This window comes from Campylobacter sp. IFREMER_LSEM_CL2127, assembly GCF_025771745.1.
In the GTDB taxonomy this organism is placed as follows: domain Bacteria; phylum Campylobacterota; class Campylobacteria; order Campylobacterales; family Campylobacteraceae; genus Campylobacter_D.
In genome coordinates this window covers 1-19,330 of the sequence record NZ_JAKMQV010000007.1, presented here as the reverse complement: position 1 = coordinate 19,330, position 19,330 = coordinate 1, and the positions used below count along the sequence as shown (strand labels likewise).

The 19,330-nt window shown below is 30.0% G+C and carries 18 protein-coding genes and 1 other RNA gene; 10 read left to right on the top strand and 9 right to left on the bottom strand.

Going from position 1 to position 19,330, the window contains the following annotated elements; all coding sequences use genetic code 11:
* Positions 1 to 10: 10 nt before the first annotated feature.
* The 4 genes from L8V77_RS05705 (at position 11) to L8V77_RS05690 (ending at position 3,271) form a co-directional block, all read left to right on the top strand.
* Positions 11 to 178, top strand: a complete 168-nt coding sequence (locus L8V77_RS05705) for a hypothetical protein (RefSeq protein WP_039619427.1) — start codon at positions 11 to 13, stop codon at positions 176 to 178.
* 10 nt (positions 179 to 188) lie between these two features.
* Positions 189 to 1,706 (top strand): disulfide bond formation protein B, encoded by a 1,518-nt coding sequence (locus L8V77_RS05700; RefSeq protein ID WP_263707094.1) that lies wholly within the window; start codon positions 189 to 191, stop codon positions 1,704 to 1,706.
* A 90-nt stretch (positions 1,707 to 1,796) separates the two neighbouring features.
* Entirely contained in the window at positions 1,797 to 2,426 is a 630-nt protein-coding gene (locus L8V77_RS05695) for a protein-L-isoaspartate(D-aspartate) O-methyltransferase (RefSeq protein WP_263707136.1), read from the top strand.
* A 104-nt stretch (positions 2,427 to 2,530) separates the two neighbouring features.
* Positions 2,531 to 3,271, top strand: a complete 741-nt coding sequence (locus tag L8V77_RS05690) for a carbonic anhydrase family protein (RefSeq protein WP_263707092.1) — start codon at positions 2,531 to 2,533, stop codon at positions 3,269 to 3,271.
* Between the two features lie 11 nt (positions 3,272 to 3,282).
* On the opposite strand, the gene L8V77_RS05685 is transcribed toward L8V77_RS05690, so the two are convergent.
* Both L8V77_RS05685 and typA read right to left on the bottom strand, forming a co-directional pair.
* The gene (locus tag L8V77_RS05685; RefSeq protein ID WP_263707090.1) at positions 3,283 to 3,915 is read right to left on the bottom strand and encodes a poly(A) polymerase; all 633 of its coding nucleotides are present in this window, start codon (positions 3,913 to 3,915) and stop codon (positions 3,283 to 3,285) included.
* Positions 3,915 to 5,723, bottom strand: coding sequence for a translational GTPase TypA (typA, locus tag L8V77_RS05680; protein WP_263707089.1), 1,809 nt, complete (start codon positions 5,721 to 5,723; stop codon positions 3,915 to 3,917). The genes L8V77_RS05685 and typA overlap by 1 nt, the downstream gene beginning before the upstream one ends.
* Positions 5,724 to 5,849: 126 nt before the next feature.
* On the opposite strand from typA, the gene L8V77_RS05675 reads away from it, so the two are divergent.
* From L8V77_RS05675 to L8V77_RS05660, 4 genes are read left to right on the top strand one after another with little or no spacing between them, the layout of a single operon-like run.
* The gene (locus L8V77_RS05675) at positions 5,850 to 6,188 is read left to right on the top strand and encodes a hypothetical protein (protein ID WP_257404661.1); all 339 of its coding nucleotides are present in this window, start codon (positions 5,850 to 5,852) and stop codon (positions 6,186 to 6,188) included.
* Positions 6,189 to 6,191: 3 nt separating this feature from the next.
* Positions 6,192 to 7,832 carry a flagellar hook-length control protein FliK gene (locus L8V77_RS05670; RefSeq protein ID WP_263707088.1) on the top strand — a complete coding sequence of 547 codons (1,641 nt, stop codon included), beginning with the start codon at positions 6,192 to 6,194 and terminating at the stop codon, positions 7,830 to 7,832.
* A gap of 50 nt (positions 7,833 to 7,882) precedes the next feature.
* Positions 7,883 to 8,890 (top strand): flagellar hook capping FlgD N-terminal domain-containing protein, encoded by a 1,008-nt coding sequence (locus tag L8V77_RS05665; protein ID WP_263707087.1) that lies wholly within the window; start codon positions 7,883 to 7,885, stop codon positions 8,888 to 8,890.
* Between the two features lie 4 nt (positions 8,891 to 8,894).
* Positions 8,895 to 10,520 (top strand): flagellar hook protein FlgE, encoded by a 1,626-nt coding sequence (locus L8V77_RS05660; protein ID WP_263707086.1) that lies wholly within the window; start codon positions 8,895 to 8,897, stop codon positions 10,518 to 10,520.
* Between the two features lie 10 nt (positions 10,521 to 10,530).
* Here the strand turns inward: L8V77_RS05660 and L8V77_RS05655 are convergent, their stop codons facing one another.
* Entirely contained in the window at positions 10,531 to 10,974 is a 444-nt protein-coding gene (locus L8V77_RS05655) for a hypothetical protein (protein ID WP_263664035.1), read from the bottom strand.
* Positions 10,975 to 11,026: 52 nt separating this feature from the next.
* Between L8V77_RS05655 and ffs the strand changes: the two genes are divergently transcribed.
* Positions 11,027 to 11,124, top strand: an RNA gene (gene ffs / locus L8V77_RS05650) — signal recognition particle sRNA small type.
* Positions 11,125 to 11,127: 3 nt separating this feature from the next.
* On the opposite strand, the gene L8V77_RS05645 is transcribed toward ffs, so the two are convergent.
* From L8V77_RS05645 to L8V77_RS05625, 5 genes are all read right to left on the bottom strand, one after another.
* Entirely contained in the window at positions 11,128 to 12,351 is a 1,224-nt protein-coding gene (locus L8V77_RS05645) for an HD domain-containing protein (RefSeq protein WP_214119062.1), read from the bottom strand.
* Positions 12,352 to 12,511: 160 nt separating this feature from the next.
* Positions 12,512 to 13,120, bottom strand: coding sequence for a protein adenylyltransferase Fic (fic, locus tag L8V77_RS05640; protein WP_263707085.1), 609 nt, complete (start codon positions 13,118 to 13,120; stop codon positions 12,512 to 12,514).
* Positions 13,121 to 13,182: 62 nt separating this feature from the next.
* The gene (locus L8V77_RS05635) at positions 13,183 to 14,163 is read right to left on the bottom strand and encodes an ABC transporter ATP-binding protein (RefSeq protein ID WP_263707084.1); all 981 of its coding nucleotides are present in this window, start codon (positions 14,161 to 14,163) and stop codon (positions 13,183 to 13,185) included.
* Complete coding sequence (locus L8V77_RS05630; RefSeq protein ID WP_263707082.1) at positions 14,163 to 15,746, bottom strand: ABC transporter permease; 1,584 nt, start codon at positions 15,744 to 15,746, stop codon at positions 14,163 to 14,165. The genes L8V77_RS05635 and L8V77_RS05630 overlap by 1 nt, the downstream gene beginning before the upstream one ends.
* Positions 15,747 to 15,763: 17 nt before the next feature.
* Positions 15,764 to 16,768: an extracellular solute-binding protein gene (locus L8V77_RS05625; RefSeq protein ID WP_263707081.1), complete on the bottom strand. Its 1,005-nt coding sequence runs from the start codon at positions 16,766 to 16,768 to the stop codon at positions 15,764 to 15,766.
* Between the two features lie 190 nt (positions 16,769 to 16,958).
* Here L8V77_RS05625 and cgb point away from each other — a divergent pair, with 190 nt between their 5' ends.
* Positions 16,959 to 17,387 (top strand): single-domain globin Cgb, encoded by a 429-nt coding sequence (gene cgb / locus L8V77_RS05620; RefSeq protein ID WP_257397236.1) that lies wholly within the window; start codon positions 16,959 to 16,961, stop codon positions 17,385 to 17,387.
* Between the two features lie 22 nt (positions 17,388 to 17,409).
* Here the strand turns inward: cgb and L8V77_RS05615 are convergent, their stop codons facing one another.
* Positions 17,410 to 19,038 carry a multidrug ABC transporter permease/ATP-binding protein gene (locus L8V77_RS05615; protein ID WP_263707080.1) on the bottom strand — a complete coding sequence of 543 codons (1,629 nt, stop codon included), beginning with the start codon at positions 19,036 to 19,038 and terminating at the stop codon, positions 17,410 to 17,412.
* Positions 19,039 to 19,330 lie beyond the last annotated feature (292 nt).

Below are 19,330 nucleotides of genomic sequence, written 5' to 3'. Positions count from 1 at the left end.
AGGGGAAATGATGGAGTTTTTAGAACTTTTGTTAATCTTTATCGCCATAGTCCTCATGATAGTTAAACCAGAAAAAGAAAAATTAGCTTTTTCTATACTTGTAATTTCATGGGCTATTATGGTATTTGACTATTTAGGTCGTAAATCAGGCGCAATCTTAGGCCTAATGAATCTATAAGGTGGCAAATATGTGTGATATTAACAAAACTAAATTCTTTTATTTTTTAATGTGCTTAGCAGGCTTTTTGGTTATTTTATTGCCTGTTGGAATTGCAAATTTAATCTTTGGCTATATGCTAGGTGATAGCCCTTGTACTTCTTGCTGGGGTCAAAGAGAATCAATGATTTTCATCGGCGTAGCGGCTTTATTTGTTGTACGTTATGGTATGAAAGGTAAATTTTTAGCTTTCCTTTTAATCGCAACAGCTTTTGGTTTATGGCAATCATTTAATCATATAAGCGGCCATGCACACCGTGATCTTGATCAAGGTTTTGGTTTACCTATTTTTGGTTTACATACTTATTTTTGGGCTGAAGTGGTATTTTGGGCTGTAGTTTTACTACTTGGTGTTATTTTTGCCTTTGCTCCAAAATTTGGTTCTTTTGAAAAAGAAATGGAAGGAGCTAGCTTTAGAAAATTAACTAAATTTAATCTAGCTGCTATGGTTATTGTTGCTTTTATTGTAGCTTCAAATGTATTCCAAGCTTTTGTAAGCACTGGTCCTGTTCCATATAGCGGACAAGGCGATCCGGTTCGTTTTAGTTTAAATCCAAAATATATCATTTGGGATGATTCAGGTTGGAGCAAAAGCTGGAAAAGCATTTCTTTCTTAGGAAAACGCGACGTTAAAGAACCTGACTTTGCTTTTGCGCCTGCTAGTGAAAAACTAGGTATTCAATTTGATAATAATATTAGCAATGCTCCATTTGCAAGTATTGATGAAAATCTAAAAATAACAAATGAAACAAAAATTGATTTTCCTAAAGCTATCAATACACTTGATTATATCAATGGAGAATATGTTGCAAGTTCAAAATGGGAAGTATTTTTCCTAGATAATAATTTTAGCACTAAAGTTGATTTTGTTTTAGATCCATATTTTTCAGCTACAATCAACCCTATCATAGGAATTATCCCTTATCTAGACAATAAATACATCTTAATGGGTTCTAATAAAACTTTCTTAAGATTTGCTCAAAATCCTAATGCAAATGAGGCTTTACAATATGCTGATTTTATGAAAGGGGCAAATAATTTCGAAGGTCAAGGCAAAGATCTTGGTCGTGGTAGAATTGATACAGTTAGAGCTAAATTCCATCACATCTTAAGCACAACTACCGATGGAAAATATATGTACACAGCAACTGTTCCAAACAATAAAGACGCTAAAACTTTTGTAATTTCTAAAATTTCTTTAGCAGATAGAGTTCTTTCAGCTGAATTTACTCCTAAAGCTGATCTAAAGGAAGGGAAAACACTAGGTGATCTTTATGTAACTTCAATGGCATTTAAAGATGGTAAAATTTATGCATTAAGTAAAAAACATAATGTTATTGCTGTAATTGATCTAGACAAAGAAGAAGTTGTAAAAACCATTTCTTATCCAGAAAATATAACTAATGCAAGAAGTTTATTCTTTAAAGATGGCAAAATGCATATCTTATCTTATCAAGATGGATCAAATATCCTTTATACACTTGATTAATCTTAAGGCGTTTTTACGCCTTAAGGATTTTAAAGCTAGATAAATAAAATTTAAGATAAAATAACACTTTTTATCAAGGGGTGCTTATTGATTCATATATTTGAACAAAAACAATGTCAAACTATGGCAGAAGAAATTCGCAAAAATACTTTCATCAATGAAGAATTATTTGAAGCTTTTTGTTCCACTCCAAGAGAAATTTTTTCACCTTTAAAAATGCATGCTTATAGACTTGATGCGCTTCCTTTAATGGGTAATCAATGGATAAGCTCACCTTTAACCGTAGCTAAAATGACTATGGCACTTGATTTTAAAGATGCTGATAGTGTTTTAGAAATAGGTTGTGGTAGCGGGTATCAAGCTGCGATTTTAAGCAAACTTATTAGAAGAGTTTTTACCATAGAGCGCATTGAAAAACTTGCAATTAGCGCTATAGAAAAATTTAAAAAACTAAACTATGCTAATATCCATGTAAAATTTGATGATGGACAAAATGGTTGGAAAAATTATGCACCTTATGATAGAATTTTACTCTCAGCTTATATAGAGCATATTCCAAATATATTGTTTGATCAACTTGAAAACAATGGAATTTTAGTAGCTCCTTTACTCATAGGAAATCAACAATTTATCACTAAATTTACCAAAAAAGATGGCGAGATTAGTAAAGAAGTTTTAGATGAATGTCTTTTTGTACCCATCAAAGATGGTAAAGAATAATCTTGCTAATTTTTAAGATAAATATTTAATTTTAATATAATTATTTTTAAACATAAGCTTTTTATAGGGGATATTTTTTTATAATTATATTAAAAAGGAATATTATGAGTTTAAAAAAAATACTTTTTGGTTTATTTACCACTAGCATGCTTTTTGCCTATGAGCAAATGCCTCAAAATGCCTCACATGGAAATTTTATAGAAAAAGATAAATGGAAAAATTTAGATAAAAACTGGATTTACTGTGAAAGTGGGTTAAATCAAGATTTTATCAATATAAACAGTAAAAAGGCTACAAATAAAAATCATTCTTTAGAATTTAACTACTCAAATGATTCTTTTGGTTTAATAAATGATGGTTATACCATAAAAATGCATTTTGCAAGTAATGGAAGCCATATCGTGCTAGATAATACAAGTTATAATTTATCTCATTTTCACTTTCATAGCCCATCAAAAATTTCTATTAATAAAAAATCTTATCCTTTAGAAATTCATTTTAGCCATGTAAGTCAAAAAGGCGATATAGCAGTAGTTGTACTGTTTTTACAAGAAGGCGCGGAAAATCCTTTTATTAAAAAAATCATCCGTGCTTTTCCTAAAAAAGAAGGCGATAAACTTTATGTTCAAGGCTTAAGTGCTAATGAGTTATTACCAAATGACCTTCAATCTTTTTATATCTTTAAAAATAAACTCAACAAGCCTTGTAATCAAAAAATCACTTGGATAGTTTTAAAAGATATGAGCTATGCCTCTAAAGAGCAAATCCAAACCATACAAAATTTAATGGGAAAAAATGAGAATTTAAAAATACAAGAAATTAGCAATCTAGAACAAAATGATTAAGTAAGCTAAACTTAATCACGTATAAAAGCTTGGATTTTTTCTAAATTAGCTCTAAAAAGTTTAAAATTTAACTCACTTGAAATTTTCAAATCAGCAAAAAAAGGATTTTTCAAACTTGCTATGAGCAAATAATCATCTTTTTTCAAAACTCTTTGTGTAGAAAATTCTTTATCCTTTATTTTCTCAAAAATACTTTTATTTGAACTAATATCTTCTTTTAATTTCTTACTATAAAGCAAAATTCCACAAAAGAAATTCCCAAATTCATCTTTAAATTTCACATCATAAAGAATAAAATCATCAAAAACAAAAGAATTTTGAGAATGATAAGTTTTTAAAGAAAAGTCAAAAGCAATTTTTTCAAAATCTTTTTGGCCAAAGCCTTGTTTGTCAAATTTAGCATTGTTTTGTTTTAAAAATTCCTCACACATTTTAAACACAAGCTCATTGCGTCCCCACATAAGCTTTCTTCCTAAAATTCTAAAAAACAAAACTCCTGCTAAAACAGCAAAAAACAAAGCTATAATCACATCTTTGCTAAATTGAAAAGCAAGAAAAAATATAACCAAAGCTTCAGCAAATGCTAAAATTTGCAAAGCTTTGAGTCTTTTATTTAAAGCTTGTCTTATGGCTTCAAAATCCATTAAGACTTAGCCTTTTCCATTCTTTTTCTTTGAGTAGGATCAAGATATCTTTTTCTAACTCTAATATTTTGCGGAGTAACCTCTACAAGCTCATCTTCTTCTATCCATTCTAACGCTCTTTCAAGGCTTAATTTTCTAGGTGGTACAAGCTTAATTGCATCATCGCTACCGCTTGCTCTAACATTGGTTAGATTTTTACCTTTAATAGGATTAACATCTAAATCATTTGGGCGTGAATGCTCGCCTATAATCATACCTGTATATACTTTTGTTTGAGGATCAATAAATAATACCCCTCTATCTTGTAAATTAAATAAAGAATATCCTAGTGCAACACCATTTTCCATAGAAATTAACGCGCCATTATTTCTTTTTTCAACTGCTCCACTAAATGGACGAAACTCTAAAAAGCTATGGTTCATAACACCCTCGCCTTTAGTATCTGTTAAAAATTGTGATCTAAATCCTATAAGCCCACGCGCAGGAATTTCAAACTCAAGTCTAGTTTGACCATCTCCAGTTGGTGTCATAGTTTTCATTTCAGCTTTTCTTTTACCTAATTTTTCAATCACAACCCCAGTAAAATCATCAGGCACATCAATCACCAAATGCTCAAATGGTTCTGTTTTAACTCCATCTTCTACCTTAACGATAACTTCAGGTCTTCCCATGCAAAACTCAAAACCTTCTCTACGCATATTTTCAGCCAAGATAGTTATTTGCAGTTCACCTCTTCCACTTACTTTAAATTTGCCCTCGCCTGTACTTTCATATTTCATAGCAATATTAGTTTTCATCTCAGCTTCTAGACGTTCTGCGATTTTATTTGAAGTTACATGCTTGCCTTCAGTACCTGCTAAAGGACCATCATTTACCGAAAATACTATGCTTAAAGTTGGTTCTTCTATATGTAAAGGATCAAGCGGCATAGGATTGTTTGGATCTACCACACTATCTCCCACATCTAAAGCTTCAAAACCTGCAATCGCTGCAATATCGCCTGTCCCTGCTTCCTCGATGTCCATTTTTTCTAGACCCATAAAACCAATAAGTTTTGAAATTCTTCCATTGATTTTAGAACCATCTGCCTTAGCAAGCATTACATTTTGATTTTTCTTTACTTTACCATTAAAAATTCTTGCAATGCCTATTTTACCAACGAAATTATCATAACCTAGAGTAAAAACTTGAAGCTGTAAAGGGTTTTCATCGCTACCGCTTGGAGCAGGTACGCGCTCAAGTATAGTCTTAAACAATGGCTCCATATTAGTGCTTTCATCTTCAAGTGCAAGCTTTGCATAACCATTTTTAGCAGCTGCATAAACTACAGCAAAATCAAGTTGTTCATCATTTGCTTCTAAAGCCACAAAAAGATCAAAAATTTCATTAATTACTCTTTCAGGATCAGCAGCTGGTTTGTCGATTTTATTGATAACAACGATAGGTTTAAGTCCTAAAGATAAAGCCTTTTTTACCACAAATTTAGTTTGAGGCATAACACCTTCTTGTGCATCAACTAAAAGCAAAACCCCATCAACCATTTTTAACACACGCTCAACCTCACCGCCAAAATCAGCATGGCCTGGAGTGTCTATGATGTTTATTTTAGTACCTTTATAATTAATAGCAGTATTTTTAGAAAGTATAGTAATACCTCTTTCTTTTTCTATATCATTACTATCCATCACACGCTCTGCTATTTGCTCGCGCTCACTAAAGGTTCCTGATTGTTTTAAAAGCTCATCCACCATTGTTGTTTTTCCATGGTCAACGTGAGCTATAACAGCTATATTTCTAATATTGTCCAAGTTTTTCTCCAAAGTCTTAAATTTAAAATCTAATATTATATAAAAAAATTGCTTAAAAATTAAGATTGCTAAATTGGAACACTTGTTGCTTTTGTTTGGGTAAGAATTATTTTTAAGGAGAAAAATATGTCAAATCTAGGAACTCAAATCTTTAACGCTAACTTAGAAAAACAAGGAACTTCAGTTTTAAATAGTAAGCATTTTATGGAACTTTTAAATTATCTAGAAGTTGTAAATTCAAATGAAGAAAAAGAACTAAACTATGCAAAACTTTCAAGTAAAGTCAGTGAAATTTTAGATGATGCTCATAATGAAAATGCGGTTTTAAATGCTAAAAATATAGAAGAATTACTAGTAATATTTAAAAACTTTAATCTTTCTCATGAAAATTTAAAACTTGATTGTGCAGCACAATTGCAAAATTTATTTCCAAATTTAGCAAAAAATAATTTTTTAGTAGGTTAATTAATGTCAAATATCCAAGCTAGCGATGCTTTAAACTTACTAAGCATCGCTCCACAAAATGAAAATCCTAGCAAAGAAAGTGCTAATTCAAATAGTGATGGAGAAGAATTTTTAAATTCACTATTGCAAGCTATAGATGAAAAAGATGGAAGTTTACCAAAAGACTTTAAAGCACCACAAAAAGAAAATAAAAACGAAAGCTTAAAAGAAACCATTGATGATAAAGTTCAATTAGACGAAAAGGATGCTTTAAAGCTTTTTGAAGGTGCAAATTTTATGCAAATTCTTTCTTTACTAGAAGTTTTACAAAGTGATAGCAAGGATATAAAATTAAACAAACTTGTCCAAGATAATACTGCTATTTTAGCTCTTGAAAAAAGCTTGCACAAGTTAAAAAATATAAAAAATATCAATGAGCTTTTTAATATAGCAAAAGAACTTGGATTAAATATAAAAAATATAAAATTTGAACAAATCAAAGATTTAAAAGAAGCTTTTCCAAATCTTGATAAAAAAGGTTTTTTTGAAAATGCAAAACAAAACAATACTAATGTTTTTCAAGATTTAATCAATCAAAAAATCACCAAACTTTTAAAAGAAGAACCAAATACAAATAAAAATATAAAAAGCAAAGAAAACGAAGGTGTTTCTTTACTTTCTTCTGCTTTAAAAAACATAGAGCTTCCAAAAAAAGATGTAAAAGTAAAAGAAAATATTCAAAATATAGATTTCAAAGAAAAATTTATAGAAAAAATTCAAGATAACAAAGAAACAAAAGACATAAAAAATATAAAAAATATTAATAAAAATGATAAATTAAATGATATAGAACTCATTAATCTAACTCAAAATTCAAACTTAAAAAAAGAAATTAAAGATAAAGAAAAAATAGATTTTAAAGAAATATTAAAAAATGAAAAATTAACTACCAGTGAAGATAGTTTTAGTAAAAAAATAAGTTCTGTTTTAGAAAATTCAAAGGACTTAAAAGCTGAATTAACAAATACAAAAAATACTCAAAATTTACAAAATCAAGATTTAAAAATTAATTTAGAGAATTTATTAAATACTCAAGAAAAACAATTAAAAACAGAAAAAAATACTCAAAATACAGATGTTTTTAACGATATTTTCAAAACCACCAAAGAACTTACAAAAGATGATAGTGATCATAATGAAGAAAATTTAAATTCTTACGTGAAAGAAATGAATAGAGTTTCCAATAATTTTGTGAAAAATCAAAATATTCCTATGAAAGAAACTTTCAATGATTTTGCCCAAGAATTTAAAGACAAACTAGAAAGTTATAAAGCACCTATAACTCGCTTTAGTATAACTTTAAATCCACACAATCTTGGAGAAGTAGAAGTTACCTTAGTCCAAAGAGGATCTAATCTAAACATCAGCTTTAATTCTAATCAAAATACTTTAAATCTTTTCATACAACATCAAGCTGAGTTTAAAAACGCTCTTGTAAACATGGGCTTTACAAATTTAGAAATGAATTTTAATAATCAAGAAAGAAAAGAACACAATAATCAACAAAAACAAAAAAATAACAATAATAAAGAAGATAAGGTGAATTTCGAAAAAGAAATTCAAGAAAAACCGAGCTTAGAAATGGTTTTAGCAAAATATTTTTAAATGGAATATTTTTTGCTTTAAGCTTTAAAAATATATAAAAAAGGATTTTTATGTCAAATATAAATACACAAACTCTTCAAGGTCCTTTAGCAACACTTAATACTAAAGATATGCCAAATGCAAAAGGAAATGCTAGAGCTGGAGAAGGCGATAGTGGGTTGATTTATAACCCTGGAGCAGAACTTGACAAGGATGCATTTTTAAAGCTTCTTTTGATAGAACTTCAACACCAAGATCCAACCGATCCTATGGATACTGAAAAAATGCTTACTCAAACAGCACAACTTTCAGCACTTGAAATGCAAGATAACACCAATAAAACCATGACTCAACTAGTAGATGCGATGGCGAAACTACAAAATTCTATTGCAGCAAGTACCGGTATGAGTGCATTAGCTGCGGTTGGAAAACTTGCAACAGTTAAAGATGATTATCTTGTGGTAGCAGATGATGATATACAATTTCAAATTAATATGTATTTACCAAAAGAACCACAAAAAGGTAAAAAGACTGATATTGACACTGAAGGTTTTGAACTTAAGAAAAATGGTGAAGACAAATTAGACATTACAGGTAAGGTAGATAAAGAAATAGCAGAGCCTGGGGAAACTGTATATGTAAAATTAGTTGATGATAAAGGCCAAGAAGAAACTGTTAAAGCAGTAGTTGGCGAGGATCAAACCTTTAAAATCATAGGACATACTCCAAGCGTTGATATCAAAACAGCTAAGATTGATTCAGCTTATAAATCAGATAGCGAACCTGTAACATTTACTATTTATAACGAAGCAGGTGATCCTGTAAGAACAATGAAAGTTAAAGATATGACTGCGGGTATGAAACAAATTGTTTGGGATAGAACAGATGATAGTGGAAATCCTGTGCCATCTGGTAAATACTATGTAAGAGCAAATTATATAGGTGAAGATGGAACAACAGTTAACTCAACTTATGGTGCTTATCCTATCACTGGTGTAAGATTTGAAGATGGTGAAGCTCTAGTTGGTATGGGCGGTAGCTGGGTTAAATGGGAAGATATTAAAGAAATTACAGGATAAAATCATGTTTACAGCATTTTACAATGGAGTAAATGGAGTAAAATCCCAAAGTTATGGTATAGACAATACTGCTCACAATATAAGCAATGTCAATACAGTTGGTTTTAAATACTCTGATGTAGCATTCAAAGATGTATTTTACAGCACTGTTACAACCCAATCATACAACAAAGGTCAAACTGGTTATGGTAGTGTAGCAGGAGCTACAAATGATGTTTTTGAACAAGGACCACTAGTTTCTACTGATAATGAATTTGATGTGGCTATTGCTGGAAAGGGCTTTTTTGGTGTAAGTAATGCCAATGGAGTTTATTATACTAGAAATGGTGCTTTTAAACCTGATGCAAATGGATTTTTAGTAGATTCCAATGGTAATTATGTGCTTGGAACTATGAATCCATCATTAAAAGAAATTCAGCTAAGCGATAGGGTTTCTAATATGTTTGGTCAAGTTATGGGACAAAAAGTTACCACAGCTTGGAGTGGAACACCTGGAGAAAATTTCCAAATAGGTGGAGTTAATACCCAAGGGCCTATTTCTGTGCCTAAAAATCTTTATTTACCACCTCAACCAACACAAAATATCACTTGGAGTGGAAATTTAGACACAAGCACCAAAACAGAAGCAGTGAATGTAGATGTAGATGCTTCTAAATTTGAATTTAGTAAAAATGAAGATGGTAGTGTAAAAATTTCAGGTAGTGTAAAAGATGAGCAAATTTTTGGTTTAAAGCCTGGTGATACTATATATTTTAAAATTACTGATGAAAAAGGTGCTAGTCAAACATTACAAGCTACTTTAGATGAGAATTTGGCTTTTAGTATTGACAATCAAAAACTAGATAAAGTAGATTTAGAAACAGCTAAGTTAGAATCATCTCATTTAAGTGTAGAAAAAGAAGTAGCTGATAGCACAGAACTTTCTGCAAAATTAATTAATCCTGATGGTTCTACTAGTTGGGTTAAGGTTAAATTAGATAGAGTTTTACCGCAAAATGGCACAGATTTAGAGTACAAAGCCGTTGCTCAAGTATATGATAATGATGGCAATAAAATAGGTGGAACTACCGAAGGTTTAATCACCTTTAATGAAGCTGGAGCTTTGGTATCTAGCACTCTAAACTCAGTTGATAACAATGGAACAAAAGTCAATATAAACCTTGGTTCTTATTATGATCCAAATATACCAAATTCAGGTTATGATGGACTTCATGCTTTAAAAAATAAACAGCCTTCAGTACACACACAAACAGATGGCAAAGGTGAAGGGTTTTTAAATAATTATTCTATCAACACAGATGGTACTATCATCGCCACTTTTACCAATGGTGATCAAATAGCTATGGCAAAACTTGCTTTGTTTAATTTTACCAATGAACAAGGTTTGGAAAAGCTAGGAGAAAATCTTTATGGACAAACAGGAAATAGCGGTAATCCAACCTTTTTGCTTGATGATAATGGAAATTTCAGCACAGCAACCTTTAAAGGCTCTTATTTAGAGCAATCAAATGTAGATTTATCCGTAGCATTTACAAACTTAATCACTTTACAAAAAGCTTATGATTCAAGTAGTAAAAGTATCACAACAGCTGATCAAATGATACAAAAAGCAATCAACATGAAACGCTAATTTTAGCCTTTCATGATGGTTCTTTTGAATTTTTTTCTAAAATATATTTTATTTCTTGCTCAAAAAATTCATACACCCTAAGTTGCACTAAAGCTTCTTCTTCATTTTTATCCATCAAACGCTCAAGTCTATGAAAATTAATCTTTTTTGCATATCTTGGATTTTTCTTTAAAAGTGAAGCAATATTTTTAAGCAAAGCATCTAAACTAAGCTCATTTTTTAAAACTCTATCCACATATTCTTTAGAAGTTTGCACTAAAATTGCTTGTCTGCTTTTATCATCTGGATAAACTTCACTTGCAATATCAGCCAAAACTTGCCAAATTTCTGCTTTTATAGTCTTATTTGCCACAATAATAGCAGCAAAAGATTTTGCTCTAAATTCTAAAGATAAATGACTAGGAACAAAAAATTCTCTAAATTTAGATAAAAAGTTTGCAAATATACTCAACATACTTCACCTCAATGTTTTTTAAGATATTTTAAGGTATTATTTCAACTGCCTTCTCTTAGACCTGTGCAATGCTATTTTTAAGCACCGCTTCAGGGTGGGAACACAGCAGAGCACTTAGACTTAGTGTGTGCCGCAGTCATCTGGGAGAGGGTTTTAAAGTTTAAAATATCCTTTAATATCCTCACAAATTCTAAAGAAATTTACCCCATTAATAGTCGGATTTGTTTTAAAATATTCATACATTCCCACAAAACCGCTTTCAAGCTCTTTGGACTTTACTCCATAGCTAATTGACAAAGCTGCTTCTATAAAAGCTGCTAGCTTATCACAATATTTCAAAGCCTTTCCATCAATAGCCTTAAAACGATCTTCATTAACAGCATCTAAACTACCACTATAAACACTTGGTTTGTTATTAAAAATACGATTTTCAAATTCATTTTTTACAAAGGCACTTTCTTCGTTTTGTCCTTCTCTAATACCAAGTATATAGCTAAATTCCTCTCTAAAAGATAGTGGTATAAAAGGTAAAATTTTCTCATTAATAAGCTTCATTTCATACTCATTGATGATTTCATTTAAACCATCTATGCCATATTTTACCGGAGAGATGATATCTCTAGTTAAACTTTCAGGCAAATCATGAAACAAAGCGCAATAAAAATTGCTTTCTATTCTACCATCGCATGCTTTTACTTCTAAAGAATAAAAATAAGACAAAATAGCTACCACAAGCATATGTCCTAAAACTGCAGTTTCTGGAATCCTTGGAGTTTGTGCCCATCTTTTTTGAAAACGCAAGCGTCCACTTAGATCGATTATTTTAGAAATTTTTTGATTAAGAGCTATTTTTCTTGCGCCAATTAACTCATAATAATCTTCTAATTCTTCTTCAACCTTAGCCTTAATCTCATCAATATCACTTAAAAACGAGCTAGTTTGATAAACTATATTAAACTCCCACCTTGTCGCAAAATACGAAGCAGCTTTTAAAATAAGCCTTTCTTTCGCATAATCTTTACCTTGTAAAAAAAGCTCATAGCGTTTTAAAAATGCACCATTTTCAATATCTTGAATCATCGGTGCGATTTTACTTAACACCCAAGCACTTACTTGCTCATTTTTTGCACGCGTTATTTCATGGTACACATCAGGGCGTATATCAGTCACTACTACCCTACTTAAAAACTCAAAAATCCCCGCTTCTATGATAAAGCGCATATTGACATCTTTTTCCATTTTAGCAATGAAATAAGCAATGATAAATTTATGTGCTTGCTTATCAAGCTCGACTAAATTTGTCATTCTAGGATAATCATTCCATCTTGATATAGAAGCTGCTTTAAAAATATGCTCTATTAATTCTACACTAATCATTTATTTCCTTTTTTTGCTGTGATTTTACTTTATTTTATAATCTTTAGCAAATTTTATTTTGATATTGTGATTTAATGTTTTATTATTAAGTAATGCAATAAGAAGAATTTGAGATTAACAAGCTTATGTCAATAAAAATTATAAAACTAGCTTTAAATCATCAAAAAAGCTCTTTTGTTTTATAGAGTGTATATCCTTCATAATAATAGCTTGCGTCAATCCCTCTTGCAAAAATATTAAAACTATAAATGTCATCACTCAAAGCATTTTGAAGTAAAATTTTTATCTCTACATCTTTAATAGGACTTCTTTGCATAGCCATTATATAATCATCTTTATCAATCAAACTCCAATCAACCACTTTTTTCAACTCTTTTTTAAGTATTAAATCAAGCCAAATTCTCATGCTTCTGCCATTTCCTTCTCTAAAAGGATGAGCTACATTCATTTCTACATATTTTTCTACAATTTGTTCAAAGCAAGATCGTTCCATAAGTTCTATTTTTTTAATTGCCTCATGTAAATAAACAGCAGGAGCAAATCTAAAATTTCCTTTTGAAATATTTACCTCTCTTATTTTTCCTGCAAAATCATGAATATCTTCAAATAATTTTTGATGAATCACCCTTAAGCTTTCAAAACTTCCTGCTTTTAATGTATCTAAAAAACCACTTTCAAACAAAGCTTTTGCCTTTAGTTTGCTTATTCTTTCTTCTTCTTTGGCTAATTCTAGTTGATTTTTTATACCAAGTTTATTTGTAAGTATCATTTTAAACCTTTAAAGTTTATATTTTATAAGATATTTAATATAAACTTTATTAAATTTATGACTTAAAACTCTTTTGTTTGGCTTAACTTAAGATAAATTTCATCATTTTTACTAAGCTCTTTATGATGATAAATACTAAAAATATGTCCTTCCAAACTCACACTTAACTCATAAAAATCCCCATAAAACACGCATTCTAAAACACTGGCTTTTAAAGGGGTTTGTGAAGTTGAAATTTGTATATCATTAGGGCGTAAAATACCATTTTTACTTTGCAAATATGCTTTGAATTTCTCATCTAAAATTGTATTTGGATCTATAAAAAATGCCTCGCCCAAAAAGCAAGCACTATCTATATTTTTAGGCTTGTAAAAAAGCTCTTTGGCGCTTCCATAGTCTAAAATTTTCCCATCCTTAATCAAAGCAATATTATCTGATAAATAAAAAGCATCATCTTTATCATGTGTGACAAAAATAGCACTAAGCTTATGCTCTTTTAAGATATTTTTGATTTCTTTGCGCATTTTAACGCTTAAAGTGTGATTTAAATTTGAAAAAGGCTCATCAAAAAGTATGATTTTTGGCCTTGCAACTATGGTTCTTGCTAATGCTACTCTTTGGGCTTGCCCACCGCTTAGCTCATTTGGATAGCGCTTTAAAAGTGTATTTAAATTTAAAATTTCTAAAACTTCATCAAGTCTTTGTTTTTGCTCATTTTTGCTTAAAGAGCTTATACCAAAGCATATATTTTCTTCTACATTTAAATGTGGAAACAAAGCATAGTCTTGAAACAAAACCCCCACATCACGCTCTTGTGGGGCTAAATATACACTCTTAGAAGCAACTAGTTTATCTCCTATATAAATACTACCATCATTGATTTCAAAAAAACCTGCTATACAACCAAGCAAAGAACTCTTACCACATCCACTTTCTCCCAAAATACTGACAATCTCACCTTCTTTTAAGCTCAAAGAAATTCCTTTTAAAACTTCTGTTTTTCCAAAAGATTTGTAAAGATTGTCAATTTTTAAGATTTCCATTATTGTCCTTTTTGATTGTTTTTATTTTGCAAATAATGCATTAAAAATGTAGGAATAATCCCAAATAACACTATAATCAAAGATGGCAAAGAAACATTGTAAATTAACTCATTTTCACTATAAGCAAATACAAGCGATGAAAGTGTTTGAAAACCTGATGGTGAAAGTATAGTCGAAATAGGCAATTCTTTTAAAATATCCACACAAATAATCACCACAGCTAAAGCTAAATAATGCTTCATCAAAGGAAAATGAATTTGAGTGAAAATTTTAAGTGGTTTTGATTTTAAGGTTAAATTCGCATAGTCTATGTTTTTAGAAATTCGCTCATAGCCTGATTGAGTTGCAAAAATCCCTGAAGCTAAAAATCTTACAAAATATCCAAAAAATAATACTAAAAATCCACCACCTATGGCATATTCAAAAGATAAAAGATCAAAAATATAATTTAACACACCCAAAATCACTAAAATTCCCACAGCTACCACAGCTCCAGGTAAAGAATACCCCAAAGTCGTAAGCCAAAGGATGATTTTAGAAGCTTTTGTATCATTTAAACGCACCACAAAACACAAATAAAATGCCACCCCCACAATAGCAAAAGAACTCACCAAAGCCACGCTAAGGCTATAAAATGCAGGTGTTAAGACATTGCTTAAATTTTGCATAAAATCAAACCCGGCCCAATAAACAAGCCATATAATAGGCACGACAAAGGCCAAAAATGCCACTAAAAAACACCATAAAAAGGCTAAGAATGCCTTTAAGCCTTTTAACTCATCTTTTGGAGTAGGCAAAAATACATTTTGATTAAAACCTTTTTTGCCTCTTTGAATTTTTTCTAAAAGCATTAAAAGTGCGATAAACACTAGCAAAGCCACGCTTAAAGCCACAGCACTCACTTCATCACCGCCACTTCCCCATGTTCTAAAAATTCCTGCACTAAAAGTATCTACGCCAAAATACGCCACCAAGCCATAATCACTCAAAACCTCCATAGCCACCAACAGCAAAGCACCCACTATACCCACACGGCAAAATGGCAAAATCACTTTGAAAAATGTTTTTAGATTAGAAGCCTTAAGTGTTTTAGCACTTAAAATGATATTACCAAGTCCATAAGCAAAGGTATTTTTAGCAAAAAAATACACATAAGGGTAAAGTGCAAAAGATAAAATCACAATCACACCATATGCATTCATGATATCTATACGCCTATCAATGCCTAAAAAAGTAGGGATTAAACCTTGAAATTCAAACAAATCAATCCAAACAAAACCCATCACATAAGAAGGTATAGCCAAAGGTAAAATCAAAAACCATTCAAAAAATTTCGAGCCAAAAAATTTATAAAAAGCTATCAAATAGGCACTAACTAAACCTATAATCAAACACAATACTAAAGTACCAAACAATATAAAAGCACTACCAAAAATATATCGTGGCAAGACATTTTTACTCAAATGTTTTAAGGTGTTAATATCTATAAAAGGAAGGTGCAAGATGATGGCAAGTATAGGCAGTATAATTAAACTACAGAAAAAAAAGGTGGCAAAAGACCACCTTAGACTTAAAAATTTCAAATTTTATTTTTCCTTAATTATTTCCATTGAACTTCATCAAAAATCATTAAAGCTTCTTTAGCATTACCCCAGTAAGCTTCAAAATTTGGTTTTTCAATTTTAAACTCGCCCCATGATTGTAAAATTTTAGCAGGTTTTACTTCTTTATTTACCGGATACTCATAATTTTGGTTTGTTAAAATTTCTTGTGCTTCTTTTGAAAGCATAAACTCGATAAATTTAACAGCAGCTTCTTTATTTTTAGAAGTTTTTAAAACACCTATACCACTTACATTAATATGTGTTCCTCTACCATCTTGGTTTGGAAAAATCACTTTTACTGAATTTGCAGCTTCAACATCTTTAGGATTTTTTGAATTTGCTAAATGCCCTAGATAATAACTATTTGATATAGCTACATCGCCTTCTTTTGCATAGATTGCACGAATTTGATCACGATCCCCACCTTTTGGAGTACGTGCAAGATTATTTGCTATACCTTGTGCCCATTCTTTTGCTTTTTCTTTACCCAAAGTATCAATCATTGCACTTAATAAAGAGATATTATAAACATTATTTGAACTTCTTACTAAAACTTTACCTTTAAATTTAGGATCAGCTAAATCCTCATAAGTTTTAATCTCTCCATCTTTAATTCTATCTTTAGAAGCGATAATGATTCTTGCTCTTGTTGTAAAAGCATACCATTCGTTGTTTTTACCTCTTAGCTCTTTTGGAGAAAGTTTTTCTAACTCAGGTGAGCTAACTGAAACAAAAAGATTATTTGTGCGAACTTGTTCTAAATTTCCCGCATCAGCAGTCATAAACAAATCTGCCTTTGAATTTTTACCTTCAACTTCTAATCTTTTAGCAAGCTCATTAGCTTTAGCTTGCACCACATTTACACTAATGCCTGTTTTTTCTTGAAATAATTTGAAAATTCCTTTATCAGAATCATAATGACGATGAGAATAAATCGTAAGCTCTTGAGCGCTTAAACTCATAGCAGCTAATAAAGATAGTAAAACTACTTTTGCTTTCATTTTATAAATTTCCTTAATTTTAAATTTTGAAATTGATAAGGATTATTATATTAATAATTCACTTTATATTTACTTAAATTGATACACATAATCATTTTAAAATAAAATGATACAAAATTAACATAAATCAAGATATTTTTTCTCTCATTTTTATATAATCACCAAAAATACAATATGCAAAGGAGAAAAAATGACTCAAGAACAAATTCAAATCATCAAAGATTGTGTGCCAATTTTACAAAAAAATGGCGAAGTTTTAACTAAAGAATTTTATAAAATCATGTTTGAAGAATATCCTGAAGTAAAGCCTATGTTTAATATGGAAAAACAAGCTTCAGGAGAGCAACCAAAAGCTTTAGCAATGGCTATTTTAATGGCAGCAAAAAATGTAGAAAATTTAGAAAATATGAGAAGCTTTGTTGATAAAGTAGCTATCACTCATACAAAATTAAATGTCAAAGAAGAACATTACCCTATAGTAGGCGCTTGTCTTTTAAAGGCTATTAAAGTAGTATTAAATGCAGATGAAACTACACTAAAAGCTTGGGAAGAAGCTTATGGTGCTATTGCTAAATTTTACATAGACATTGAAAAAGAAATTTATGCAAAAGCTAAGTAATCATAGGCTTTGATTTCAAAGCCTAGAATTTTTCTACGGCATTTTTTGCTAGTTCTTTTATATCGCCTTTTAATTCACAAATTTGACCATTTTGTGCGAGTAAAATTCTATCAGCCATATCAAAATACGCATCATCATGAGTTATAGCAAATATAGTAATGCCTTTTTGCTTTAAAAGTGGCAAAAGTTTAGTATAAAAAAACTTTCTAAACATAGGATCTTGATCGGCAGCCCACTCATCTAAGATCAAAATATCCCTTTTTTCAAGTAAAGCATTAAGCATAGCAAGACGCTTTTTTTGTCCAGCTGAGAGCTTTATAGTACTAAAAACATTTCCAACAAGTTCTACTTTTTCATTAAGTTCTAAAATTTCAAGCCAGTATGCTAAGTCCTCTTTGCTAAATTTCTCATCTTCTAAAACATGCTCAAACAAATGAAAATCACTAAAAATAGCACTAATTAAACTTCTATACTCGTAAATATTTTCCGAAGTTATTTTTTCATCATCTAAAAAAATACTTCCTTTAAAGTCTGTAAAAAGTCCTGCTAAAATCATAGAAAAAGTAGATTTACCACTACCATTTTTACCTATTAAAAATACACATTCACCTTTTTTAAGCTCAAAATTTACAGGTTTTAAGGCAAATTTTTCATTGTATGCAAAAGACACATCTTTGAAAGAAAGTTTTTGCCAAGTTTTTTTATTTTGACTGAGTTTAAACTCATGAGAATAATTTTCTAAATTTAAATTTGAAATTTTATCTAAAGCGATTTTTGCCATCATAAGCGTAGGAAAACTTCCTATCATAGCTCCAAGTGGCGCTCTTAAAAAAAGCACACTCAAAGCGATAGTCGTAGCACTTTGCAAACTAGCAAGTTCATAATTTAAAGCTATATAAAACTCCACTCCTACCAAAGCTAGCATAGCACTATTGCTCCAGTTGTTAGATAAAATATGCAAAATATTTCCCATAGTGGAGCTTTTTTTCTTTTTCAAAGCATTTTTTTCAAACTCATTTTCATAATAATACTTTGCTCTTAAAGGATTTAAGGTTAATTCTTTATGTCCTTGTAAAATATTTTGATAATTTTTTTGCAAAGCATCATCATTTTCTCTAGCATTTTTAAAATAAAAATACACTTTGCTCATCAAAAAATTATCCACCAAAAAAACACACACTATCCACGCTAAACACAAAAAGAAAATTTCTAAAGAAAGATAAGCTATATAAGCACTTACACAAATAATCAAAACACTTGATTGTATAAATTCAGGAAGCCTTAAAAGCCCAAAAGAAATACTACGCACATCATTATTTAAAGAAGCTAAAATCTTTGCTTTAGTAGTGTTTAAAATACTCAAAACACTTGTATCTAAAATTTGCTTTACAACCCTTCTTTGCATTTTAAAAATAAAACTTTGCCCAAACGAGCTTAGAGCAATTTCTACAAAAGAAGAACTCGCAAAAAATACAAGCAATAAAAGCACAAAATACACAATGATATTTGAGTTTTCAAGGCTAGTTTTTAATAAAAACTCATTGATAAAAACTAAAGTTAGCACACCTAATATACTAGTAAAAATGCTAAAAAGCAAAAAAAGAATGATTTTAAATTTATTTTCTTGAAATAAAATCCACAAAAAACTCACAATGATACCTTTTAAATAATAATTATAAAATTATAACAATTTTTAAAAATTATTTTTTAATTACAAAGCCTTATTTTATGGTGTTTATAAATTTAAGATATTTTTTATCTTAAATTATTTTTAAGCTTAAATTTATAAATATAGTATTAACATTTCTTAATTGTTAAGAATATATTAGTAATACCCATTACAAAAATATATTTTTATTCTAACAAGCAACCCATCAAACACATTAACTATTTTTTGAAAGGACTTTTTCAATGAATATAAATTTATCTAAAAATCACCTCAT